The sequence below is a fragment of the Plantactinospora sp. CNZ320 genome, assembly GCF_002846275.1.
Genome location: NZ_PJMP01000001.1, coordinates 4223979 through 4248272, shown reverse-complemented (window position 1 = coordinate 4248272; position 24294 = coordinate 4223979). Strand labels below are relative to the sequence as shown.

20 protein-coding genes are annotated in these 24294 nt (G+C 71.9%); 15 read left to right on the top strand and 5 right to left on the bottom strand.

The window, feature by feature from the left end:
• Positions 1 to 12: 12 nt before the first annotated feature.
• Entirely contained in the window at positions 13 to 2406 is a 2394-nt protein-coding gene (locus CLT71_RS18800; protein WP_486483338.1) for a zinc-binding metallopeptidase family protein, read from the bottom strand.
• A 102-nt stretch (positions 2407 to 2508) separates the two neighbouring features.
• Between CLT71_RS18800 and CLT71_RS18795 the strand changes: the two genes are divergently transcribed.
• The 14 genes from CLT71_RS18795 to CLT71_RS18730 all read left to right on the top strand — a co-directional run bounded on the left by CLT71_RS18795 (position 2509) and on the right by CLT71_RS18730 (position 17843).
• Positions 2509 to 2871, top strand: a complete 363-nt coding sequence (locus CLT71_RS18795) for a hypothetical protein (protein ID WP_101368260.1) — start codon at positions 2509 to 2511, stop codon at positions 2869 to 2871.
• A gap of 169 nt (positions 2872 to 3040) precedes the next feature.
• Positions 3041 to 4285, top strand: a complete 1245-nt coding sequence (locus CLT71_RS18790) for a SpoIIE family protein phosphatase (protein ID WP_101368259.1) — start codon at positions 3041 to 3043, stop codon at positions 4283 to 4285.
• Entirely contained in the window at positions 4282 to 5991 is a 1710-nt protein-coding gene (locus tag CLT71_RS18785; protein ID WP_101368258.1) for an ATP-binding protein, read from the top strand. The genes CLT71_RS18790 and CLT71_RS18785 overlap by 4 nt, the downstream gene beginning before the upstream one ends.
• A gap of 29 nt (positions 5992 to 6020) precedes the next feature.
• Positions 6021 to 6473, top strand: coding sequence for a response regulator (locus tag CLT71_RS18780; RefSeq protein ID WP_101368257.1), 453 nt, complete (start codon positions 6021 to 6023; stop codon positions 6471 to 6473).
• Positions 6466 to 7287, top strand: a complete 822-nt coding sequence (locus tag CLT71_RS18775; RefSeq protein ID WP_486483337.1) for an inositol monophosphatase family protein — start codon at positions 6466 to 6468, stop codon at positions 7285 to 7287. The genes CLT71_RS18780 and CLT71_RS18775 overlap by 8 nt, the downstream gene beginning before the upstream one ends.
• Positions 7288 to 7625: 338 nt before the next feature.
• Positions 7626 to 8666: a VldE C-terminal domain-containing protein gene (locus CLT71_RS18770; protein ID WP_101368256.1), complete on the top strand. Its 1041-nt coding sequence runs from the start codon at positions 7626 to 7628 to the stop codon at positions 8664 to 8666.
• A 36-nt stretch (positions 8667 to 8702) separates the two neighbouring features.
• Positions 8703 to 10268 carry a fused MFS/spermidine synthase gene (locus tag CLT71_RS18765; RefSeq protein WP_199187636.1) on the top strand — a complete coding sequence of 522 codons (1566 nt, stop codon included), beginning with the start codon at positions 8703 to 8705 and terminating at the stop codon, positions 10266 to 10268.
• Between the two features lie 108 nt (positions 10269 to 10376).
• Positions 10377 to 12080: a serine/threonine-protein kinase gene (locus tag CLT71_RS18760; RefSeq protein WP_101368254.1), complete on the top strand. Its 1704-nt coding sequence runs from the start codon at positions 10377 to 10379 to the stop codon at positions 12078 to 12080.
• 143 nt (positions 12081 to 12223) lie between these two features.
• Positions 12224 to 13429, top strand: coding sequence for a substrate-binding domain-containing protein (locus tag CLT71_RS18755; protein WP_101371574.1), 1206 nt, complete (start codon positions 12224 to 12226; stop codon positions 13427 to 13429).
• A 3-nt stretch (positions 13430 to 13432) separates the two neighbouring features.
• Positions 13433 to 14176: an ABC transporter ATP-binding protein gene (locus CLT71_RS18750; RefSeq protein ID WP_101368253.1), complete on the top strand. Its 744-nt coding sequence runs from the start codon at positions 13433 to 13435 to the stop codon at positions 14174 to 14176.
• Positions 14173 to 14934: a branched-chain amino acid ABC transporter ATP-binding protein gene (locus CLT71_RS18745; protein WP_101368252.1), complete on the top strand. Its 762-nt coding sequence runs from the start codon at positions 14173 to 14175 to the stop codon at positions 14932 to 14934. Before CLT71_RS18750 ends, CLT71_RS18745 begins: the two co-directional genes overlap by 4 nt.
• Complete coding sequence (locus CLT71_RS18740; protein ID WP_101368251.1) at positions 14931 to 15821, top strand: branched-chain amino acid ABC transporter permease; 891 nt, start codon at positions 14931 to 14933, stop codon at positions 15819 to 15821. The genes CLT71_RS18745 and CLT71_RS18740 overlap by 4 nt, the downstream gene beginning before the upstream one ends.
• Positions 15822 to 15844: 23 nt before the next feature.
• Entirely contained in the window at positions 15845 to 16972 is a 1128-nt protein-coding gene (locus CLT71_RS18735) for a branched-chain amino acid ABC transporter permease (RefSeq protein ID WP_101368250.1), read from the top strand.
• 124 nt (positions 16973 to 17096) lie between these two features.
• Positions 17097 to 17843, top strand: a complete 747-nt coding sequence (locus tag CLT71_RS18730) for an SDR family NAD(P)-dependent oxidoreductase (protein WP_486483336.1) — start codon at positions 17097 to 17099, stop codon at positions 17841 to 17843.
• 72 nt (positions 17844 to 17915) lie between these two features.
• On the opposite strand, the gene CLT71_RS18725 is transcribed toward CLT71_RS18730, so the two are convergent.
• Positions 17916 to 18710 (bottom strand): hypothetical protein, encoded by a 795-nt coding sequence (locus tag CLT71_RS18725; protein ID WP_486483335.1) that lies wholly within the window; start codon positions 18708 to 18710, stop codon positions 17916 to 17918.
• A gap of 170 nt (positions 18711 to 18880) precedes the next feature.
• Here CLT71_RS18725 and CLT71_RS18720 point away from each other — a divergent pair, with 170 nt between their 5' ends.
• Entirely contained in the window at positions 18881 to 20698 is a 1818-nt protein-coding gene (locus CLT71_RS18720; protein ID WP_101368247.1) for an AfsR/SARP family transcriptional regulator, read from the top strand.
• A gap of 56 nt (positions 20699 to 20754) precedes the next feature.
• Here CLT71_RS18720 and CLT71_RS18715 read toward each other — a convergent pair whose 3' ends face one another.
• The 3 genes from CLT71_RS18715 to CLT71_RS18705 all read right to left on the bottom strand — a co-directional run bounded on the left by CLT71_RS18715 (position 20755) and on the right by CLT71_RS18705 (position 24155).
• Positions 20755 to 21813, bottom strand: coding sequence for an IS110 family RNA-guided transposase (locus tag CLT71_RS18715; RefSeq protein ID WP_101371573.1), 1059 nt, complete (start codon positions 21811 to 21813; stop codon positions 20755 to 20757).
• A gap of 240 nt (positions 21814 to 22053) precedes the next feature.
• Entirely contained in the window at positions 22054 to 22755 is a 702-nt protein-coding gene (locus CLT71_RS18710; RefSeq protein ID WP_101368246.1) for a TfuA-like protein, read from the bottom strand.
• The gene (locus tag CLT71_RS18705) at positions 22752 to 24155 is read right to left on the bottom strand and encodes a YcaO-like family protein (RefSeq protein ID WP_199187635.1); all 1404 of its coding nucleotides are present in this window, start codon (positions 24153 to 24155) and stop codon (positions 22752 to 22754) included. Before CLT71_RS18705 ends, CLT71_RS18710 begins: the two co-directional genes overlap by 4 nt.
• Positions 24156 to 24294: the final 139 nt, after the last annotated feature.

The window sequence follows — 24294 nt, the reverse complement described above, 5'->3', positions numbered from 1 at the left end:
CCGGCGTTCGGTTCAGAGCGGATATGTCCGGGCCACCGCGACCAGTTCCGAACTGTGCGATCCGACGACCCCGACCCCGGCCGGGCGCGGCCGGAAGCCGGGCAGTGCGGCGAGGCCGTCGCTGGCGTCCATCGCCCGCAGCCGTACCGGGCCGCCTCCGGCCGGGCGCACCCGCAGCTCGATCTCGATCCCCTCGGCCGGCGGGGCGTGGAACACCACACCGAACGGCTCCGGGCCGTCGACCCGGACGTCGCGGCCGGCGACCCGGGCCGAGACGACCTCGGCGGTCGCCGGGTCGACGTGCAGCGCCGCGAACCGTACCGGCCGTTGCGGGACCAGCCGGACCCGCAGGGTACGCAGCCCGGCCTCGGTGACGTCGCCGAGCGGGTCGAGCCGGGGCGGGGGCAGGGTTGCCGGTTCGGCCGGGCCGGCGCGCAACTCCTCGTCGCCGAAGAACGGGAAGGTGTCGCCGATCCGGGTCGGGCCGTCGACGTACCCGTCGGTCCACTGTTGCGGGTCGGTCTCCTCGCTGAGCCAGCGCGCGGTGCCGGTGTCGGTGTCCAGCGCGTACATCAGGTGGGTCGGCACCGGGTGTGCGGCGTCGAACCGGTCGACCGCCAGGCCGGTGCCGGCGCAGAGCACGGCGCCGAGCAGCGCGGCCAGCGCCGGCAGCGCGCCGCGCCGCCGGGCCCGGAGCGCGGCCATCCCGCGCTGACCGCCGGCCGCCGGGTGCAGCAGGTCCAGCACGGGCAGCGCGGCCAGCCCGAGCAGCACGGTGAAGAACGCGCCGACCCCGCCCATCGCCATGCCGAGGGCCGGGAAGAGCAGCACGACGGTGGGAAGCAGCACGAGTACCCCGACCGCCGCCCCGGCGGTCACCGCGACCACCGGCCAGGGGCCGTTGCGGGGTACGGCCAGGGCGGCCAGCCCGGCCAGTACGCCGGCCAGGGCCGGCAGGGTGGCCAGGTACGCCCCGCCGGGGGCCACGGCCGCGAGCAGCACCCCGAGTACGGCCAGCCAGCCCAGCCCGCCGACGGCGAGTGCCGCCGGGCCGACACGTCGACGGGTCAGCGCGTACCAGCCGAGCAGCACCGCCACGGCGAGCGCCACCACCGCCAGTCGATACCACAGTGGACGGTACGGGTCGAGCAGCGTCGCGTAGCCCGGCCGGATCGCGGTGATCCCGGCCCAGAGCAGTTGCGCCCCGACCGGCGCGAGCACGATCGGCAGCAGCGCCAACCCGAACCCGGCGGCCAGCCCGGGCCAGCTCGCCCGTCCCCGCCGCCGGACGGCCCAGCCGAGTACCCCGACCCCGGCCAGCGCCAGCAGCGCGAGCGGCAGGGTGAGCCAGCCGGGGTACCGGGCCAGCCCGCCGGGCAGCGGGAAGTAGGTGGCGTCCCCGTCGGCGTCCAGCCGGGTCAGGTCGATCGCGCCGAACTCCCGGGCCAGCCCGAGCGCGTTCGCACCGTGCTGTTGCAGGCTGCCCCGGTCGACGTTGGCCGGGGTGTCCAGCGGGGTGTGGTAGAGCGCGGCGCCGTCGATGTAGGCGGCGTTCAGCCCGGTGAAGCCGTGGTCGAGGAAGGCGGTGAAGTCGGTGTCGTTGGGCAGCAGCCGGTAGACCTCGACCGCGAACGAGGTGCCCACCGGGTACGGCGCGGCCCGGCCGAAGACCTCCACCAGGCCGGCGTTGCGCAGCGAGGTCTCGAACATGATCACCGGACCGGTGCTGCCCCGCGCCTCCAGGTTGAGCACCACTCCGCCGTCGGCGGCCAGCGGATGGTCGGCGGCGAACGCCGAGGCGCCGCAGAGACAGGCCTCCTCGGCGTCGGTGAAGACGAGTACCACGTCGTTGCGGGGGCGCTCGCTAACGGTCAGCGCGCGGGCCACCTCCAGCAGTGCCGAGGTGCCGGCCCCGTCGTCGTTGCCGCCCGGCCCGACCTGTACCGAGTCGTAGTGGGCGACCAGGAAGACCCGGCCGGTCGGATCGGTACCGGGGATCCGGGCGATCACGTTGCGTACCCGGGCCAGCGTCGCCCCGCCCGCCCCGCCGCTGAGCTGCCCGGCCTCCTCGGCGACGGTGTCCTGCGACTCCGGGGTGAGACCGATATCACGCAGAGTGCGCTCCAGGTGGCCGCGTACCCGTTCCGCGGCCGGACTGCCGGCGGGGTGCGGCTCCGCCGCGACCGTCCGGAGATGCTGGTACGCCCGGTCCGCGCTGAACTCGTCGGCCGGCGCGTCGAGACCGGCCGGGTCGGGCGTGCCCACGCCGAGCACGGTGAGCGTGCCGACCGCCGCCAGCGCGGCCAGGGCGGCCAGCGCGGCCGTCAGCCGGTGCCGGGGCCGGGTCAGGGCCCGTTCGGAGGCGGGTAGGTCGACGGGGGAGCGGGGGGTGTCGGGGCTGGGCACGGGTGCCTCCAGGGGTCGGCAGCGACTGCCATCATCGCGGTTGTGCCGCTGGCTGGGCGGCCGGGTCACCCGGCTGGCAACCGGTCGCATAGCGTGATACCCATGTCCACGTACCGAGTGACCGACCCTGTCGCCGTACTGCGGGATTTCGTCGACCGGGTGGCGCCGTACGACCCGGAGCCGGAGGCGGCGCCGGTCGGCGTCGTCGATGTGCGCTCGGGCGGCGACGCCGGGACGATCGCGCTCACCCCGCATCTGGCCCGGGCTCTGGCCGAGGCGCTGGCCGGCTACCGGGACCCGGTCGACCGGGGCCGTTGCGCCGGCTGCGGGGGCCGACGGCTGGACGAGAATCTGCACTGTCTCGACTGCGGCCGGTTACACGGTGTGCTCGGTGAGGTGATCGCGGACCAGGCCGAACGGGTACGACTGCGGGACGCGCCCGGATCGGCGGAAGCGCCCAGGTGACATCCGGGTACCGTGCCGGCGCTACCTGTGTTGTGCGGCAGCGTTGGGTGGTACAGGATCGGCGCGGATCGTCGTGGGCCGGGTACGACCAGACGGGGTGTGGAGGACCCCGTGCTGGAACGGAACGGTCGGGGCGGCGAGAAACGGAGCGAGGAGGCGTCGTGACCGGATGGCTGGGGGCGGCCTGGTGACCGGGTCGTCTGTCGTGCCCGCGCCGTCGTACCCGCACGGCGGGCTCGGGCGACACGCCAAACTGCCGCCGAGGGAGCGGCTGCGGGTGCTGCTGGTCGAGGACGACGACGCCGACGCCTTCCTGGTCGGCGAGCTGCTCGCCGAGACCGGCGAGGGGATCGACCTGCTCGTCGCGAACAGCCTGAACAGTGCCCGGTCGAAGATTGCGGGCGTCGACTGCGTGTTGCTCGACCTTGGCCTGCCGGACGCGCAGGGCCTGGACGGGCTCCGCCAGGTGCTCGGGATGACCAGCAACGCCGCCGTCTGCGTGCTGACCGGCCGTTCCGACGAGCACCTCGGCATCGGCGCGGTCGCCGAGGGCGCCCAGGACTACCTGGTCAAGGGCCAGGTCGACGGGGTGCTGCTGGCCCGGGCGCTGCGCTACGCGGTGGAGCGCAAGCGGGCCGACGAGAACACCCGCCGGCTGCGCGAGGTGGAGCTGCGCCAGGCCGAGTCCGCCCGGTTGGAGCGTGGCCTGCTGCCCCAGCCGTTGATCGACACCGACCTGGTGCAGGTGCACCCCTTCTATCGCCCCGGCCGGCACGAGGCGCTGATCGGCGGCGACTTCTACGACGTGGTGCAGACCTCCTCGGACCGGATCGACCTGATCGTCGGCGACGTCTGCGGACACGGCGTCGACGAGGCGGCGCTCGGTGTCGAACTCCGGGTCGCCTGGCGCGCCCTGGTGCTCGCCGGGGTCCCCGACGAACAGGTGTTGCCGGCGTTGGAGCAGGTGCTGATGAGCGAGCGGTCGAGGCGGGAGATCTTCGCCACCGTCGCGGCCGTCCGGCTGGACCTGGCCGGCAACCGGGCCACCGTCCGGCTCGCCGGGCATCCGCCGCCGCTGCTGCTCGCCGGGGGCCGGGTGGCGCCGGTGCCGGCCCCGCACGGGCTGCTGCTCGGCGTACGGCCCCGGCCGCCTGTCGCACACGAGCTGCGTTTCGACAGCGAGGACTGGTCATTGTTGATGTACACGGACGGGCTCATCGAGGGCCGGATCGGCGACGGCGACGAGCGGCTGGACGTGCCGGGGCTGAGCGGACTGGTGGGTGATCCGCGGGCTCGTGGGGTCGGCCTGCCGGAGCTGCCCGGCTGGCTGGTGGAGCGGGCCGAGGAGCACAACGGCGGTCCGCTCTCCGACGACGTGGCGATGCTGCTGGTGAGCCGGGGGGAGGGGCGGTGAAGGCACGGGTTCGCTGGTCGCTGCGGCGCCGGGTGGCCGTACTCTGCGTGGTCGTCGGGGTGGTGCTCGGCCTGCTGGCGGTAAGTGCCGCGGTGGTCGCCACAAGTAACCGGCAGCACCTGGACACGCTGCTCACCAAGACCGGTCCGCTGCGCACCGACGGTCAGGCGCTGCTCAGCGCCCTGGTCGACCAGCAGACCGGGGTACGCGGTTACGCGGTCACCGCCAACGACGCCGACCTGGCGCCGTACCGGGAGGGGGTCAAGCGGGAGACGGCGCTGATCGCCTCGATGGACGCGCTCCTGGGCGACCACCCGGAGATCCGCCGCGAGCTGCACGCGGTGCGGGACCACGCCCAGCAGTGGCGGCAGACGGTGGCCGAGCCGGCGATCGAGCTGACCGTGCGCAGCGGGCCGGAGGCCGCGCAGGCGCACCTGACCACCCAGACCGGCGCCCGCTTCACCGAGCTGCGCGCCGAGGTGGAGGCGATGCAGGGTTCGATCCTGGAGTTGCGCAACAGCGTCGCCCGGAAGGCACGGGCGACAGGCAACACCCTGGTGCTGCTGCTGATCTTGGCCGCGATAGTGGTGGTGCTGGCCGGGCTGGCGCTGATGACCTCGCTGAACCGGCTGGTCATCGGCCCGGTAACCACGCTGGCGAGCCAGGTGCGGGAGGTGGCCGGCGGGGCGTACCGGCGGGAGATCGAGCAGGTCGGCCCGCCGGAACTGGCCGCGCTGGCCGGCGACATCGACGGGATGCGCCGCCGGATCGCCGCCGACCTGGAGGAGGTACGGCAGGCGCGGGAACGCATCGAGTGGGTCAACAGCCAACTGGAGCGGCAGGCCGAGGAACTGGTCCGGTCCAACCGTGACCTGGAGCAGTTCGCCTACGTGGCCTCGCACGACCTCCAGGAGCCGCTGCGCAAGGTGGCCAGCTTCTGCCAGCTGTTGCAACGCAGGTACGCGGGCAAGCTCGACGAGCGCGCCGACCAGTACATCGCGTTCGCGGTCGACGGGGCGCAGCGGATGCAACGGTTGATCAACGACCTGCTGGCGTTCTCCCGGATCGGCCGGCTCACAAGTGGTTTCACCGAGGTGGACCTGAACGCGGTGATGACCGAGGTCGCCGGCCAGACCGAGCCGACCCGGCGGTACGTCGGCGGCGAGCTGACCTGGTCTGAGCTGCCGGTCATCCGGGGCGAGGAGACCCTGCTGACCAACCTGCTGGCCAACCTGGTCGGCAACTCGCTCAAGTTCCGCCGCCCGGACGTCGCGCCGAAGGTGCACGTCTCGGCCCGGCAGGTGGGCGACGAGTGGGAGATCAGTTGCCAGGACAACGGGATCGGTATCGAGCCCGAGTTCGCCGACAAGATCTTCGTGATCTTCCAGCGGCTGCACGCCAAGGACGCCTATCCGGGCACCGGGATCGGGCTGGCGATCGTGAAGAAGATCGTCGAGTACCACGGTGGCCGGGTCTGGGTCGATCCCGACGCGGTCACCGAGGGCACGATGATCCGGTTCACCCTGCCGGTACCGCCGGAGCTGCGGGAGTCGGCCGAGCCGTCCGAGCCCTCGGGCGCGGAGGAGGCCGAGTCGACCCCGGCCGCGCCGGAGGCCGAGGCACCGGCCGAGGGCGAGGGCGAGGCCGGGGCCACACCGGCGGGTGAGTCGGCCCGGCCGGCCGACGACATGAAGCAGACTGTCTGACAGATGAGTGGATCGACGAGGAGGGGCCGATGACGGCACCGGCGGACGGCAAGAGCCCGATCGAGGTGCTGCTGGTCGAGGACGACCCGGGCGACGTGCTGATGACGCAGGAGGCTTTCGAGGAGCACAAGCTGCGCAACCGGCTGACCGTGGTCTCCGACGGCGCGGCGGCGTTGGCCTACCTGCGCCAGGAGGGTGAGTACGCCGACGCGGTACCCCCGGACCTGATCCTGCTCGACCTGAACCTGCCGCGCCGGGACGGTCGGGAGGTGCTGGCCGAGATCAAGCGGGACGAGCAGCTCTGCCGGATCCCGGTGGTGGTGCTGACCACCTCGCAGGCCGACGAGGACATCCTGCGCAGCTACCAACTGCACGCGAACGCGTACGTGACGAAGCCGGTCGACTTCGAGCGGTTCATCTCGGTGGTGCGGCAGATCGACGAGTTCTTCGTCAGCGTCGTGAAGCTTCCGCCGCGTGGTTGATCCCGATCCGCGGCTCCTGGCGGAGGTGGGGGACCTGCTCCGCCGGGCCGCCGCCGACGCCGTCCTGCCGATGTTCCGGCACCTCGCCGACTCCGACATCTCGGAGAAGGCTCCCGGCGAGGTGGTGACGGTCGCCGACCAACGGGCCGAGGAGATCATCGACGCCGGGTTGCGCCGGCTCCGGCCGGGCTCCGAGGTGGTCGGCGAGGAGGGTGTGGCGGCCGATGCGGCGGTACTGGACCGGCTGAGCGGGCCGGCCGAGGTGTGGCTGGTCGACCCGCTGGACGGTACGGCCAACTTCGCGGCGGGCCGGCAGCCGTTCGCGGTGATGGCGGCGTGGCGGCGGGCCGGGCGTACCGAGGCGGCCTGGATCCTCGACCCGATGGCGGACCGCCTGCTGGTGGCCCAGGCCGGCGGCGGGGCGTACCGGGACGGTGAGCCGGTGCGGACCACCACCGAGCCGCTCGCGGCCAAGGCGCTGCGTGGGGTGGTGGCGACCCGGTTCCTGCCGGTGGAACTCCAGGGGCGGGTGGCCGCCGGGGCGGACCGGATCGGTGTGGTGCTGCACGGGCAGCACTGTGCTGGTCAGGAGTACGCGGACATCGTGGAGAACCGACAGCAGTTCGCGATCTTCTGGCGGACGCTGCCCTGGGACCACGCGCCGGGAGCGCTCTTGGTCGAGGAGGCCGGTGGGGTGGTCCGGCGGCTCGACGGCAGCCCGTACGACCCGGCGGACGGCCGGACCGGGCTGCTGGTGGCCGCCAACGAGTCGATCTGGGACACCGTGCACGAGGCCCTGCTGGCCGGCCCCTGACCGCAGCGCTCCGCCGACAGCGACTCGGTCGACGACGAGTCGGTCGAAAATGGCCGTTCGCCAGTTATCTTCCGTTTTCCTGTGATATTGCGGCACCTCGTACGTGGGCCGACAGCGCGGCCGGCTTCCGGTAGGCTGACCGGCGGTCTCCGCCAGGTGGCACCGTCGAGGGTGCCGGCGGTGGCCGCCGCCGAACGAACCTTTCTCAACCCGCACGGCGCGGCGCTTCCGCACCGCGCCCGACCTCGCGATCCGCAGGGAGCGCAGGGAAGGTCGAGAACGGTTCACTGGTCAGTGTGGACCCTGCGGGTCGGCGGCCTACGGAAGGAACGACTTTCGTGCGCACAACGGCCATCGCCCGGCTGCGGCGTCCATTCACGGCGCTGATCGTCGCCGCCGCGCTCCTCGCCGGCCTGCCCGCCCTGGTCGGCACGGCCGCCACCCCGGCGGCCGCCGCGCCCAGTTCGCCGGGCGACGAGGGTGGCACCAAGAAGCTCCGGGACGCCCTGGAGTCCGCCTCCAAGGGGCACATCGAGGCGACCGCCAAGCTGGAGAGCTCGAAGAAGCGGCAGGCCCAGCTCGGCGCGCAGCTCAAGGAGGTCCAGGCTCGGGTCACCACCCTCACCCACGAGGTGGGGGTGATCGCCGCCGAGACCTACCGCCGGGGCCGGCTCACCCCGATCTCGGCCCTGCTGAACAGCGCCTCGCCGCAGTCGTTCGTCGAGCGGGCCGCCGGGCTCGAAGTGCTGGCCCAGCGCGACGACCGCAAGCTCCGCGAGCTGGCCGAGTCGCTGGACGAGGCGACCCGGGCGAAGAGTGCGATCGACGCCGAGGTCCGGGAGCAGCAGCGGCAGGTCGAGGTGATCGCCCGCAAGAAGAAGGACGCCGAACGCGCCCTGGCCGCCGTCGGCGGCGGCCCGTCCGGCGGGCTGATCAGCGCCAACTCGCCGCTGGCCAAGCCCGCACCGCGCAACTCCGACGGCTCCTGGCCCAAGGAGTCGTGCAGCATCGCCGACCCGACCACGAACGGGTGCATCACGCCGCGCACCCTGCACGCGCTCAACCAGGCCAAGGCCAACGGCTTCAAGCGGCACGCCTCCTGCCACCGCAGCGGCGGTGGAGGCGAGCACCCCAAGGGGCGGGCCTGCGACTTCTCCGCCGCACCCGGCGGATTCGAGAACGTCGACGCGAGCGGCGGCGACCGCACCTACGGCAACAACCTCGCCGCCTTCTACGTCAAGAACGCCAGCCGGCTCGGTGTGCTCTACGTGATCTGGTACAGGCAGATCTGGATGCCCGGCAACGGGTGGCGGGCGTACAACGGCAACGGCGATCCGGCCTCCGACCACACGAACCACGTTCACCTGTCGATGTTGTAGCCCGGGGCCGCAGGTGGGATGCGTACCATCGCTGCGATGGACTCTTCACCACCTGAGGTGGCGGACACCGCCACCGTCGCCGACGAGCCGCCCGGGTCACCGGCCCGGGCCCTGCCGACCGGCCTGGCCGCCGCCCTGGTCTTCGTCTCCAGCGGTGCGGTACTCGTCCTGGAGACGGCGTCGCTGCGCCTCGTCGGCCCGTACGTCGGGGTCACCCTCCAGGTCACCAGTTCGGTGATCGGGGTGGCGCTGGCCGCGATCGCGTACGGCGCCTGGATCGGCGGGTGGCTCGCCGACCGTCGGGACCCGCGTCGGCTGCTCGCCCCGGCGCTGGTGCTGGCCGGGATCTGCACCGCGCTTACCCTGCCGATCGTCAGGTACGCCGGCGAGGTGCTGCGCGGTGGTGCCGCCGTCGGCATCCTGCTGCTCACCGCGCTGGCGATCTTTCTGCCGGCGGCCCTGCTCGCCTCGATCACCCCGCTCGTGGTGAAGCTGCAACTCGGTGACCTGCGGCAGACCGGGCAGGTGGTGGGACGGCTCTCCAGCATCGGCACGCTCGGCGCGATCACCGCGACCCTGGGTACCGGCTTCGTGCTGGTCGCCGCCCTGCCGAGTACCGTGATCATCATCGGCCTGGCGGTCCTGCTCGGGGTCACTGGCCTGGCGCTCGCCGGCTACCTGCGCCGGCAGGTCCGTGGCGCGCTGCCGAAGGCGTCCCGGCTCACCGCCGCCGCGGCCGTGCTCGGCCTGGCCGGTGCCTCGCTCACCGCCGTCGCGCCGACCCCGTGCGACGTGGAGACGGCGTACCACTGCGCCTCGGTCGAGCCGGATCCGGACAACTCCACTGGCCGGCTGCTGGTGCTCAACTCGGCCTGGCACTCCTATGTGGACCTGGCCGACCCCGGGCACCTGGAGTTCGAGTACACCAAGTGGATCGGGGCGGTGGCCGACGTGATGGCGCCGGCCCGGGCACCGCTTTCGGCCGTACACCTCGGGGGTGGCGGCTTCACCATGCCGCGCTACCTGACCGCGACCCGGCCCGGCACCCGCAGCGAGGTCTACGAGATCGACGGTGAGCTGGTCGAGCTGGGCCGCCGCGAGCTGGAGGTGCGGACCGGCCCGGAGCTGGTGGCCCGGGTCGGCGACGCCCGGATGCTGATCGGCGAGCGGGCCACGCACAGCGCCGACCTGGTGGTCGGGGACGCGTTCGGGCACCTGGTGGTGCCCTGGCACCTGGCCACCCGGGAGATGGCCGCCGAGGTCCGCCGGGTGGTCCGCCCCGGCGGCATCTACGCGATGAACGTGATCGACCACCCGCCACTGCGCTTCATCCGGGCCGAGGTGGCCACCGTGGCGGCCGAGTTCCCGCACGTCGCCCTGATCGCGCCGCCGGCCGCGCTCGCGGGTTCGCAGGGCGCGAACTTCGTCGTCCTCGCCTCCGACCGTCCGCTGCCGGTGCAGGAGGTACGCGAACGCCTGATCACCTCGGCCGAGGAACCCGTCACCGTGCTCTCCGGCGCCGCGCTCGACGAGTTCGTCGACGACGCGATGGTGCTGACCGACGAGTACGCCCCGGTCGACCAACTCCTGGCCACCGCCTGAGCCACCGCTCGGCCTCGGTGCCGACGGCGCTGCGCCCAAATGTCCGTCGAGGGCATGAATCCCCTCCGGCAGGTGTAGCCGGGCGTCGTACGGGCAAGAGAGATCTTCATGACCGGGTGGGGCAGGTGGGGCGAGTCGCAGCAGTACGGCACGGAGCTGGTAGGTGACCGCTACCGGCTGATCGAGGAACTCGGCGAGGGCGGCATGTCCGTGGTCTGGCGGGGCCACGACGAGGTGCTGAGTCGACCGGTGGCGGTGAAGATGCTCGCACCGAGACTCGCCACCGACCGGACCTTCCGGCACCGGCTCCGCGCCGAGGCCCGAGCGGCGGCCCGGCTCTGCCACCCGCACATCACAGGTGTCTACGACTACGGCGAGTCGGTGCGGTACGGCCGGACCGTGCCGTACGTGGTGATGGAACTGGTCGACGGCGAGACGCTGGCGACCTGGCTCGACCGCGAGGGCACCCTGCCGTGGTGGGACGCGACGGTGCTCGGCGCACAGGTTGCGGCGGCGCTGGCCACCGCGCACGCCCGTGGAGTGGTGCACCGCGACATCACCCCGGGCAACGTCATGCTAACCGCGATGGGCGCCAAGGTCGTCGACTTCGGGATCTCGGCGCTTGTCGGCGAGCGGGACGGTGACGGCGACGGCGGGCTCTACGGCACTCCCGCGTACGTGGCGCCGGAGCGGCTCAACCTCGGCGAGGTCTGTCCCGCCACCGACGTGTACGCGCTCGGCCTGCTGCTCTACCGGGCGATGACCGGCCGGATGCCGTGGCGGGCGTCGACCCGTACCCAGACGTTGCGGGCGCACCTCTACGACGAGCCGGCGCCGATGCCCCCGGTACCGGGACTGCCGCCCGAGGTGGCGGAGATCGTGGCGCGCTGCCTGGTGAAGGCGCCGCAGGAGCGGCCGGAGAGCGCCGAGCTGGCCCGTACCCTGGCCCGGGCGGCCGGGGTGGTGTTGCCGGTGACGGCCGGTTCGACCCTCGCCATGTCGCCCCGGCAGGCCGAACCGGAGGACGACGCGGCGCCGGTCGAGCGCCAGCCGGTCGCGCTCGTGCACTCCGACACCGCGATTCTGCCCCGGTCGACGACCGACCCGCTGCCACTGTCGGCCCGGTTGCGCAGGCCGGCGGCGCGGCTCGGCAACCGGGTCCGGGTCGCCGCGGTCGGCGTCGGCCTGCTCGCGGTGGGTGGGGCGGTCTGGGCGGGTGCCGCCAACGGCTCGACCTCGACCGACGGGGTGACGCCGATGGCGATGGGCGGCGGTGCCCCGTGCCGGGTCGACTATGTGTTGCGCGCGGACACCGGCCGGTCGTTCGAGGCGGAGGTCACGGTCACCAACCTCGGCGCCACGGCGGTGCGGGACTGGACGCTGCGCTTCGCCTTCCCCGCCGATCAGGTGCTCACCCGCAACCCGTCGCCGGAGTCCCAGCAGCAGGGCCGCGAGGTGCTGCTCCGCCCTGCGGCCGGCGCCGAGATGGCCCTGCCGGCCGGTGGTGCGACGCGGTTCGGGCTGGTCGGCAGCCACGCCGGCAGCAACCCGCTGCCCGTCGAGTTCAAGCTCGACGAGACCGCCTGCGCGGCCCGGGTCTCCAGCGTGCCGGGCGACACCGGTGGTGCGGCGGCCGGCGGCGCGGTCGGCGCGGTGGCACCGGCGACCTCGCCCTCGCCGAAGCGCCCCGCCGGTAAGCCCGCACCTGCCGCCGGTGCGAAGGACAGCGGCGCGAAGGGTGCCGGGCCGAAGGGCCCTGGCCCGAAGGGCAAGGGCCCGGCCAAGCCGCCGAAGGGCAAGGGTCCGAAGTAGGACCGTCGCTGGGATCGTCGCCTGGCTGCGCCGGCCACCCCCTGCCGGTTACTTGTGGGTTGCCGCCACATAGCACGTGCGGGACGTCACTTCTACCGTGGGCCGACGATGCTTCTCCCACCTTCACCTCACGTGGAGCGATGATGACGGTCCGGACAACACGGCGGGTACTTGTCACCGCCGCCACGCTGCTGGTAGGTGCGCTCGCCGCGACAGCCTGCGGCAGCCCGCAGGAGACCGCGAACGGCGGCGGCGACAGCGCCGCACCGGTCAAGGTCGGGCTGGTCTACTCCCAGTCGGGGGCGTTGGCCAGCTACGGCAAGCAGTACATCGAAGGGTTCCGGGCCGGGCTGGCGTACGCCACCGACGGTACCAACAAGATCGGTGACCGTACCGTCGAGGTGACCGAGGTCGACGACGCGGGCGACCCCGCCAAGGCGGTCTCGGCGGCGAAGGACCTGATCGGCAAGGGCTACAAGATCCTCGCCGGGTCGACCGCCTCCGGCGTCGCGCTCCAGGTCGCACCGATCGCCGCACAGAACAAGGTGCTCTTCATCTCCGGGCCGGCCGCCACCGACGGGGCGACAGGGGTCAACAAGTACACCTTCCGGTCGGGGCGGCAGTCGTACCAGGACGTGCAGACCGCGAAGTCCTTCATCGGCGACGCGACCGGCAAGAAGGTAGTGGTCTTCGCCCAGGACAGCGCGTTCGGCAAGAGCAACGAGGCGGCGGTCAAGGCGGTCATCGGCGGTGCCGGTGCCACCGTGAGCAGCGTGCTCGCCCCGGCCAGCGCCACCGACTTCACCCCGTTCGCCAGCCAGTTGACGGCGGCGAAGCCGGACCTGCTCTTCGTCGCCTGGGCCGGCACCACCGCCCCGGCGATGTGGCAGACCCTCGACCAGCAGGGCGTACTCGGCTCCACCACGGTGGTCACCGGGCTGGACATCCGGGCCTCCTGGCCGACCTTCGGGGCGGCCGGCACCAAGATCTCCTTCCTGTCGCACTTCTTCGACGGCGCCGCCGACAACCCTGCCGCGCAGGCGGCGAAGCAGGCCGTACCCGGCGGGGTGCTGGACCTGTTCCACCCGGACGGCTTCACCGCGGCGCAGATGATCGTGCGGTCGGTGCAGGAGGGCGGTGACGACGTCGACAAGATGGTCACCGCGCTGGAGGGCTGGAGCTTCGACGGGGTCAAGGGCAAGATGACGGTCCGGGCCGAGGACCACGCGCTGCTCCAGCCGATGTTCCAGGCCAAGCTCAGCGGCACCGGCGACGCGATGAAGGCGGAGTCGCAGAAGGTGCTCACCCCGGACGAGACGGCGCCGCCGGCCGTGCCGATGAAGGGCTGAGGTGTGCTCGCCACCCGCGACCTGACCTGGCGGATCGGCGAGGTCGCCATCGTCGACGGCGTCGACCTGGAGCTGGCCCCCGGGGAGTTCCTCGGGGTGATCGGCCCCAACGGCGCCGGCAAGACCTCCCTGTTCAACCTGGTCTCCGGCCTGCGCCGGCCCACCGCCGGCCAGGTGTTGCTGGACGGTACGGAGATCAGCGCGCTGCCGCCGCACAAGCGGGCCCGGCTCGGGCTGGGCCGGACGTTCCAGGCGTCCTCGGTCTTCGGCTCGCTGAGCGTGCGGGAGAACGTCCGGCTGGCCGTACAGGCACACCGGGGCGGCTCGATGAAGCTGTGGCGGCGCGCGGCGGCCGACCGGGAGGTGGTCGTCGCCGCCGACGCGGCACTGGACCGGGTCGGCCTGGCACATCGGGCCGACGCGCTGGCCGGCACCCTCGCGCACGGCGAGAAGCGGAAACTGGAGATCGCGCTGCTGCTGGCCGGCGAGCCGAGGGTGATGCTGCTCGACGAGCCGATGGCCGGGGTGAGCGCCGAGGACGTACCCGAGCTGGTGACAGTGATCCGGTCGTTGACCGGTGACAGTGGCCGGGCCGTACTCATGGTGGAACACCACATGGACGTGATCCTCGGGCTCGCCGACCGGATCGCGGTGATGCACCACGGCGCGCTGCTCGCCTGTGACGTACCGGCGACCGTGATGGCCAACCCGGTGGTGCAGGAGGCGTACCTGGGGGAGGCACTGTGAGCGCGAATCCTGTCCTCACCGTCGCCGACCTGTCGGTACGGATCGCCGGCCTGCACATCCTGCAGGGCGTCTCGTTCACCGTGGCGCCGAGCGGGGTGACCGTGCTGCTCGGCCGCAACGGGGTCGGCAAGACCACCACGTTGCGGGCGATCCTCGGGCTGACCCCGCGCGGCGGCGAGGTACGCGGCACGGTGCGCATCGGGGACCGGCCGGTGACCGGCGAGCCGACCCACCGGCTGGTCCGGGACGGCCTCGGCTACGTACCCGAGGACCGGTGTGTCTTCGCCGGCCTGACGGTGACGGAGAACCTGCGGCTCGCCGAGCGGCGTGGCGGCACCCCGGCGTACGACCGGGTCTTCGAACTCTTCCCCGAGCTGAAGCGGCGCGGCCGGCAGCGGGCCGGCTCGCTCTCCGGTGGCCAGCAGCAGATGCTGTCGATCGGCCGGGTGCTGCTCAACGACAACCGGCTGCTGCTCGTCGACGAGCCGACCAAGGGGCTGGCGCCGAAGGTGGTCACCGAGGTGGCCGAGGTGCTGGAGCGGGTCGCGGTCGCCGTGCCGGTGCTGCTTGTCGAACAGAATCTCGCGGTGGTACGCCGGCTGGCCAGCGACGCGGTGGTGCTCGCCGCCGGCCGGGTCGCCTGGTCCGGTGCCGCCGCCGAACTGCTGCGGGAGGCGGAGTTGACCAGATCCCTGCTCGGGGTCGGGGTGGCCGGCGAGCATCCGGCCGAGCCTGCCCGGGAGGTGTCGGCCGGATGAGCACCATCGTGCTGTTGACGCTCACCGGGCTGGGCCTGGCCGCACTCTATTTCCTGGTCGCCTCCGGGCTCTCCCTGGTGTTCGGCCTGGCCGACGTGCTCAACTTCGCGCACGGGCTCTTCCTCTCCGTCGGGGCGTACGCCACCTGGTGGGCGGCGGGGAACCTGCCCGGCGCCGGCCCGTCCGGCCTCGGCTTCGTGCTCGCGGTCGCCTTCGGCGTCGTCGCCGGTGCGGTGGTCGGGGTGGCGGTCGAGCTGGTGATGATCCGTCCGCTCTACTCCCGCACCATCGAACAGGTGCTGGTCACCGTCGGGCTCTCGCTGGCCGGGGTGGCACTGCTCCAGGCGACCTGGGGTGCGGACCCGCGCCCCTTCCCACGCCCGGATTGGACCCAGCAGGTCACCTCGGTGCTCGGCGCCAAGGTGCCGAACTCCGGCCTGCTGCTGATCCTCGCCGCCGCACTGGTGCTCGCCGTGCTGCTCGGTTTCCTCCGCTACACCCGGTACGGCCTGGTGATCCGGGCCGGGGTGGAGAACCGGGAGATGGTCACCGCGCTCGGCATCGACGTCCGGAAGGCGTTCACCCTGGTCTTCGCGATCGGTGGGGCGGCTGCCGCGCTGGCCGGTGCGCTCGGCGGGGTCTACTTCGGATCGGTATCGCCGAGCCAGGGTGGCTCGCTGCTGATCTTCGCCTTCATCGTTGTGGTGATCGGCGGGATGGGCTCGGTCGTCGGGTCCGCGTACGCAGCCGTCGCGGTGGGGCTGCTCCAGCAGTTCGTCAACTACTACGGCACCTCCGGGGCCGGAGACATCTGCGTGGTCGCCCTGCTGGCGGTCGTGTTGCTGCTCCGCCCGCAGGGCATCGCCGGAAGGGCGGCGACGACGTGACCGCGCCGAGCGAGGGGACGGGCATGACCGGGTTGAAGACGGCGGCGGCGGACAACCCGCCGACCGGCAGCACCGCGCCGGCACCCCGCCGGGACCGGCGGTCGGCCCTACGGGCCTGGTCACCGCTGCTGGTACTGCTGGTCTTCGCGGTACTGCCGTACTCGACGGTCTCCGTACCGGGGGTCTTCGACGGGCCACTGAACGGGCCGGGGACGCTGCAACTGCTCGCCATCTGTCTCGTCTTCGGTGGCCTGGCCGCCGGTTACGACCTGCTCTTCGGCCGGACCGGCATGCTCTCCTTCGGGCACGCGCTCTATTTCGCGGCCGGCGTCTACGGCACCGACATCCTGGTCACCCGGGCCGGGTTGCCGCTGTGGCAGGCGGCGCTGCTGACCCTGGTCGGCGGGACCGTACTGGCCGGGCTGCTCGGCGCGATCGCGCTGCGTACCGCCGGGATCGCGTTCGCCATGGTGACGTTGGCGTTCGCCCAGGTGGGCGCGATCCTGGTGGCCCGGGACTTCGGCGGGCTCACCGGTGGCGAGGAGGGACTGTCGCTTGACGTGTCGGGGCTGCCGGCGATGCTGGTCGGGGTCGGCAACACCGTCAACCTGTACTGGCTGGCGTTGGCGTACCTGGCCCTGGTCGTCTTCGTGGTGCACCGGGTGGCCGGCTCGCCCACCGGCCGGGTACTCGCCGGGCTGCGCGACGACGAGCGGCGGATCGGGGTGCTCGGGCTCGACCCGTACCGGTTCAAGCTGCTCGCCTTCACCCTGGCCGGCGGGCTCGCCACCGCAGGCGGAGCGATCTACTGCCTGCTGGTCGGCGGCGCCTCACCGCACGTGACCTCCTCCGAGCTGACCCTCTCGCTGCTGGTCATGGTGGTGCTCGGCGGGCCGGGTACCAGGTGGGGGCCGGTGATCGGCGGCATGCTCTACATGTATCTCGACCACCGGCTGACCGCCTTCGGCACCTCGTCGGCGGTGGACTCGCTGCCCGGGGTGCTGAGCGCGCCGCTGTCGCAGCCGCTCTTCGTGCTCGGCACGGTCTTCATCCTGGCGGTCTACTTCTTCCCCGGCGGCCTGGCCAGCCTCTCCACCCGGCTGGGTCCGCTGCGCTCCCTCCTACCCACCCGCACCCGCCCACCCCGCTGACCGTTCCGCCTTTTGTTGATCCCGTAGCGTCCGGCTCGCTATGAGCGGCCGGACGTTACGGGATCACGGGGCGAGTAGCCTGGCGCCGGTCGACGGGATGGGACGGCAGCGGGGGGAGAGACAGGTGCGGGAAAGACTGGCGGTGGTCAGTGGCGGCGCGACCGGAATCGGCGCGGCGATCGCCGAGGGCCTGGCCGAGGACGGGTACGACGTCATCGTGGTCGGCCGCCGAGCCGAACCGTTGGAGGAGACCGCTACACGGATCGGGGAGCGGCTCGGGCGGCCGGGCTCGGTCGAGGCGGTACCGGCGGACCTGACCGACCCGGCGCAGGTCGGCCGGGTCACCGGGGCGGTCGGCGGACGCACCGTCGACGTGGTGGTGAACAACGCGGGTGGTTACCTCGGCGGCGATTCGTCCACCCTGGACGGTGTGGCCGCGCAGTGGCGGGCCAACTTCGACAGCAACGTGCTCACCGCCGTACTGCTGACCGGGGCGCTTCGGTCGGCACTGCGTCGCCCCGGTGGCCGGGTGGTGCTGCTCAGCTCGATCGCCGCACAGCGGGGCGGCGCCGGGCCGTACTCGGCGGCGAAGGCGGCGCTGCACGGCTGGGCGTACGACCTCGCCCGGGAGTTGGGGCCGGAGCAGATCACTGTCAACGTGGTGAGTCCGGGCTACGTCGCCGGCACCGAGTTCTTCGGTGACCGGATGACGCCGGAGGGGCACCAGCGGCGGGTCGCCGAGACCCTGGTGGGGCGGGCCGGTGAGCCGGCCGACATCGCGGCGGCGGTCAGATACCTGGCCAGCCCTGCCGCCGGGTACGTGACCGGCCAGGTGCTCGGAGTGAACGGTGGATCCGTCTTCGGCCGCTGATCCAGGCGGTGAACGCGTACGGGCCGGGTGGTGTCCCCCGTGGGCACCACCCGGCCCGCAGGCCCACTACGGTCAGCCGTTGAGCAGCTCGTACGCCAGCTCGGGCGCGTTCTGCGCCTCCCCGCCCGTCGGGGCGGCGAGCTTCGGCGCGCTGCCGAAGTCCTGGTAGTTCACGACGTACTGGAACGCCTTGGCGCTGCCGGCCGCCGGCACGTCGAGGGTGAGCGAGGTCAGCCGCTGCTCACCGTCGACAGTCGCGGTGAACGGCACCTGCTTCGCCGCCTCCCCGAGCGGCGTCATCTGCTCGGCCGTCAGCACCTTCGCCGCCTCGCCGGAGGTGAGGTCAATGGTGCCCGAGTACTTGCCGCTGCCGGCGTCGGTGACGGCGGTGGCCGCCTCCAGCAGCGGGCCGGCGTTGCCCGGGTCGGCCCCCTCGTACTTCGGCACACCCTCCGCGTCGGTGAGCTTCGCAGGATCCAGCTTCAACCACTTCTTCGGAAGCTTGGGCAGCCCGGTCAGCCCTTCGGTACCGGTGAAGGAGATCTTCGTCCAGGTGTCCCCGCCGACCACCCGGAACGCGATGGTGGTGGTGAAGCCGTGCTCCGGGTCCTTGATGGCGGTGGAGAGTTCCAGTCCCTTCGCGGCCGGGTCCACCGTGCCGGAGACGTCGTCCGTACCGTCCTTGCCGCTGAACCGGAACGCTCCCTCGTCGCCGTCCGGCACCGTCTCCAGCAGCGTCTGCTTGGCCGTGACGGTCGCCACTTCCTCCTTCAGCGTGCCGCAGCCGCCCAGCAGGACTGCCACGCCGAGCAGTGCGGCAGTCGGGCCGGCGGTGAGCCGGGCCCAGCGTGCTGCGCGGATATCCATGTTCATTGCTTTCCCTTCAACGCAGAGCGTGGTTCGACCCGGGAGATGCTGCCCTCCGGTACTGCCGCCGTACTGACCGCGCACTGCATACCTGCCCCGAGCACTGCCGTTATGCTGCCGTCGGACTGCCGTGCACTGGTCCGCGAGCTCGGCCGGGGGGTGATGGGCGCATGGTGGAGGCGGTGCGCTTCGAGATCCTCGGGCCGTTGCGGGCCTGGCACGCCGACCGCGAACTCGAACTCGGGCCGGGCAAGCAACGCGCCGTGTTGACCGTGTTGCTGTTGCACGCGGGGCGGCCGGTCCCGACCGGTCGGATCGTCGATGCCGTGTGGGCCGAGGAGCCCCCGGCGAACGGTCCCAACGTGGTGCAGAAGTACGTCGCCGGGCTCCGCCGGGTGCTGGAGCCGGACCGGTCGCCGCGTACCCCGGGCCAGGTGTTGAGCCTGACCGACGCCGGTTACCTGTTGCGGGCCGGCCGGGACGACGTCGACGCCCTGCGGTTCGAGCGGGCGACCCGGCAGGCGACGGCGGCCCGGGACGCCGGCCGGCGGGCGGAGGCGGCCGCCGGGCTGCGCGCCGCACTCGACCTCTGGCGTGGCGAGCCGTTTCCCGGCCTGACCGGACCGTTCTTCGACTCCGCGCGGCACCGGCTGGTGGAGATGCGTACCGGTGCGCTGGAGGCCTGGGCCGAACTCGAACTGCGGCTCGGTCACCATCACGAGGTGGTCGGCGAGTTGACCCGGCTGGTCGCCGAGTTTCCGGTACGGGAGCGGCTTCGTGGCCTGCTGATGCTGGCGCTCTATCGGGAGGGACGGCAGGCGGAGGCACTCAACACGTTCCGTGAGGTGCGTACCCTGCTCCGCGAGGAGCACGGGCTGGAGCCCGGTGAGCAGCTCCAGGAGTTGCACCGCCGGATCCTGCGCTCCGACCCGACACTGGCCGCTCCCGGCCAGGCGGCGACGTCGCCCCGGCCATCCGACCCGACACCGGCCGCCCCCGACCAGGCCGATACATCACCCCGGCCGCCCGCCCCGACGACATCCACCTCCACCCCGGCCACCCCGGCCACCCCGGCCGCCCCGACCATTCCGGCCGGAGCCGGAGCCGGAGCCGGAGCCGGAGCCGGAGCCGGAGCCGGAGACGCCACGCCGGCCGGTTGGCTCGCACCTGTCGAGCCCGTGCCGCCGCCAGCCGTGCCCCTGCCGGCCGCGTCGGTGCCGCCACTGGTGCAGCTGCCACCGCCGCTGATGCCGATCGGGTACCCCGGAGCCGGTCAGCAGGGCGGACGGCACTGGACCAGCACCGTCGGCACCGTACTCGGCGCGCTCGGCATCTTGATCACATTCGGGTTCCTCACCCCGCTGGTCGTCTTCGTCTACGCCTGGCGGCGGCGCAGCAGGTGGCTGGTGGTGGCCGGCGTCGGGTACCTCGCGATGGTGGCCGGCTTCGTCCTCGGGATGGAGAGTGGCGATCCGGACCCGGCGGCTCCGGTGACCACCGGCGAGGTGTTCGCGATGCTCGGCCTCTTCCTGGTGAACTGGCTCGGCGGCATCCTGCACGTGATCCTGCTCAACCGCAGGGTGCAGGGCGTGCTCGGCGGCGGGCGGCGGCAATCCGCCCCGGCGGTCCCGCGCATCGCCACCGATCAACGGGTACGCCGGGAGCATGCCCGGTACCTGCTCTACCACTACCCGACGGCCCGTACCGAGCTGTGGATCGGCCGGCCGGACCTGCCGCGCCACTTCGACGACGGCGGGCTGATCGACATCAACTCCGTTGCCGAGCACGTCGTACTCGGGCTGCCCGGACCCTCCCCGGAGCAGAGCCGGCACATCCTGGTGGACCGCCTGGTACGCGGGCCGTACGCCTCGATGGAGGAGTTGGTCGCCCGCTGCCTGCTGCCGATGGAGGTGGCCGACTCCCTCCGCGAGGTGCTCGTCTTCCTGCCTCCGCTCGGCCGGCCCGCCACCGCCGAACGGGACGCCTGAGCCTCGTTCCGTCAGTCCGCTCCGTCAGGCGAGCGTCAAGGATGCTCCTATGGATGTCAAGGGGTGTTGAGGGCGGTGTAGTCGGCGAGGAGGGCGGTGTGGATCTCGCGGACGATGTAGCGCTTGAGGCAGCGGATGATCTCTTTCTTGCTGAGGCCTTGTTTGGTGCGTTTCTCTTGGTAGGCGCGGGTGCGGGGGTCGTAGCGCAGGCGGCAGAGGGCGATGGTGTGTAGGGCTTTGTTCGCGGCTCTGTCGCCGCCGCGGTTGAGGCGGTGTCGGTCGGTGCGTCCGGAGCTGGCGGGGATGGGTGCGGTGCCGCAGAGGTGTGCCAGGGCGGCTTCGCTGCGAAGTCGGTCGGGGTTGTCGCCGGCGGTGGTCAGGAGTTGACCGGCGACGTCGGGTCCAACGCCGAACAGCCCGCTGAGGGTGGGGGCGGTCTGAGTGACGGCGGGGCGTAGTCGCCGGTCGGCGAGAGTGATCTCGGCGGTGAGGGCCTGGATGCGGGTGGCGATCGCGGTGAGGGCGGCTTTGGTCGCCTCGACGGGGTCGCTGAGCCGGGTGTCGTCGCTGGTGAGGCCGGCGCAGCGGTTGACCAGGCTCATGCCGGTGTGGCCGACCAGGTCGGCGCGCAGGTCCTCGGGGGCGGCGGTGAGCAGACCGTGGAGCTGGTTGATGGCGGCGGTGCGGGCCTTGACCGCACCGTTGCGGGCCACCCGCAGGGCACGGATCGCCTCGACCGGTCCGGTGCGGGTCTTCGGCATGCCGCTGGCCTGCCCGGACAGGGCGGCGCGGGCGGCGGCGAGCGCGTCGATCGGGTCAGACTTGCCCTTCACCCGCCGGGTCCTGCGGTCCGGCCGGTCGACTTCAACAACGGTGACCTTTTGGCTGCTCAGGTAGCGGGCCAGGCCCGCGCCATAAGCGCCGGTGCCCTCGACACCAATCTTCATAATCGTGCCGAAGGATCGTAGCCAGCCCAGCAACTGCCGGTAACCGGCGGGTGTGGCGGGGAACTGCTGATCACCGAGTTCCCGTCCGGTCTGATCGATCACCGCCGCGTGATGGGTCCTGCCGTGAGTATCGACGCCACCGGTGACCTTGCGCTTCTTGGCTGTCATGCTGGAACCGTCGTCCCTCTCGCTTGCACCGAACAGGGTCGGCACGCACTCGCCGGGACGGGCGGACAGGACAGTGACGGGACCTCTTGCACAGGCTCCTATCAGGTCACGACGCCCCTGCCAGTGACGTGCAGGAACGGGGTCACCCGGACCAGGCCGACGAATCCACTACAGGACAGCAACGTCGGTCAGTCGGTGAGTCAGACCAAGCCGGGTGACCCCACCCCTACATCCTCACTGTCAGTCGGGCATGGCTGCCGCGGGTGGCTGAGGGAGATCCGGCTGTCCGGGAAGGTGCTCGCGGATCTTGGCCAGGAGTTGAAGGGCATCCTGGCGTTTCGCGTCTGGCGCGGACTCCGCGAAAAAGCGTTCGATCACAGCACGGTATCGATCGCCGACCTCGTCGTCGAGCCGGTCAAGCACGGCTGTCAGAGATCGCTGTGGGAAGTAGATGCTCTTGGCGATCCGCAGGAAGTGTCGCGCGAGATCGGGAGTGACCACCCCGGCTGATACGGCCGCCGTGATACCGAATCTCAGATTGACCAGGGGCTCCGACAGCGGACGCAGACTTTCCTGGTCGTACGTCATGGCGACCTCGTCGTCGGCGTCGATCTCTCCCGACGCGTACGCGCGATAGATCTGGCCGACACCGATCATGCCGAAGGGTGCGCATTCCGCCGCCCGCAGCGCCCCCATACTGGAGGAACCCAGGACGAGGATGCCGTGGTCGACGGCGCGGAGGACCTCCTTGGGGGATACCGCCATGCTGTGGAAGAACGCGCCGTCGATCAGGCCGATGACGGCCGGCGGGTGTTCGCGGTTGATCAACTCGTCGAGGTCGCCTCGTCGCACGGGCGGATGGACGTCGATGTCCGCCGCCGGGGGTATCGGCGTGCCGTGCAGAGTGGGGCCGACGAAGACGACGGCGGGTGCCCTGGTCATCCGGCGCCTCCAGCGGGAGCGGGCTGGCGACCCGCGGTGAGCTTCCTAACCGTTTCGTTCCACACCCGAGCGGCTCGCATACCGATCTTCGAGCGGTCGCTGCCCCACGATTCGAGACCTGGGACGAGCACCCGTACGACGTGGACCGGAATGTCTGGTGGTGACCGGTCAACCACGATCACCCGGTGCAAGCCAGCGGCACGCAATCGGTCCAGCATGAGCCGGACATCGACCATCACATCATCGCTCGGATGGGACGGGAGGTCGTGGACGTTCCGTCGGGTGGCCTTTTCGTTCCAGACCCAGCCAGCGTCGTCGACAACGGAGGACCGCCGGTGTCGTGCACGGTGTGCGGGTACCTCCGTCCCAGGCAGTTCGAGGTCTTCCCGGGTGGCCGAGATGTCGACGGCACGCGACTGAGCACACTCCGTTATCGCCCGGATGGCGGCGATCCCGATGTCCGGGTCGGTGCCGAAGCCGCCGTGCGTCTGGGAGGCGGCCGGACCGTTGTCCTCTCTGGACGCCGCCAGGACCGTGGGGATGCCCAGTTCGGAGGTGAGCAGAACCAGATTCAGCGGCACACCGGCGTCGACGAAGCGTTGGAAGAGTCGACGCGGCATCGGTGGGAGAGACTCCGGATCGATGTGCGGATGGCGCTGCCGTAACTGATCGACGATCGGCTGAACGGCAGCAGTGTCCCCGTACCGTGTGGTCGCGGTGCCGGACTGCTTGGCCGAGGAGCCGGGAGGTTGACGGAGGAGATAGCCGAGCTGCCCACTGATGATCTCGGCGAGCGTCAGCGAGTCCCGTTCGATTACCTCGGCCAGCGCGTGGCAGATCGCCTCCTCCAGGCTGTTGCCGGAGGCGAGGCCGTTGGAGGAAAGCAGCAGGTGGCAGGGGGGCCCGTTCGAGGCGCCATAGGCCACCGCCGAGTAGGGGACGAGAACTTCGTCCTGGCTGAGTAGATCCCAACCGGTCACCCAGTAGACCGGCTGATCATCTCGGTATCCGGGCGACACGGCGATGCTGTGCTCGCGGGGTGCCATCGCCGGTCGTCCGGCGGCGCGCAGGTCGTCGTACGAGGTGACGATGGTGGGTCGCATGGGCCGGGCGGCAGCGTGCCGCTCGATCGCCTCCATCACGGCGGAGGTCTTGGCATCGGCCGGCCGCAGACCCTTGCCACTGTAGATGGAGATGACGTCTGTCGAGCGGGGTACCACGGCGTTGTAGACGGGGATGCCCAGGCGGTCCAGGCCGGTGATGTCCGCTACCCGGGTCAGACCGATCCGTCGGAAGAACGGACGTACTCGATCATAGGTCTCCTCGGGCGTGCATTCGCGGTGCAGTCCTTCGCCGTACACCTTCGGCACCTGCGCGCGCAGTTGGACCTCATTGGTCACCGGCTGTCCTTTTCTTTCCGTCCTCGGGTCCCGGTCGTCTGCATGGCTCGTTCTGGCGCGGCTGATATCCGCGCTGTGCCTGTCGACGCGACGCATCGCCTTGTCCCGGCGTCCGGCCCCTCCGCCGGTCGCGGGAGGG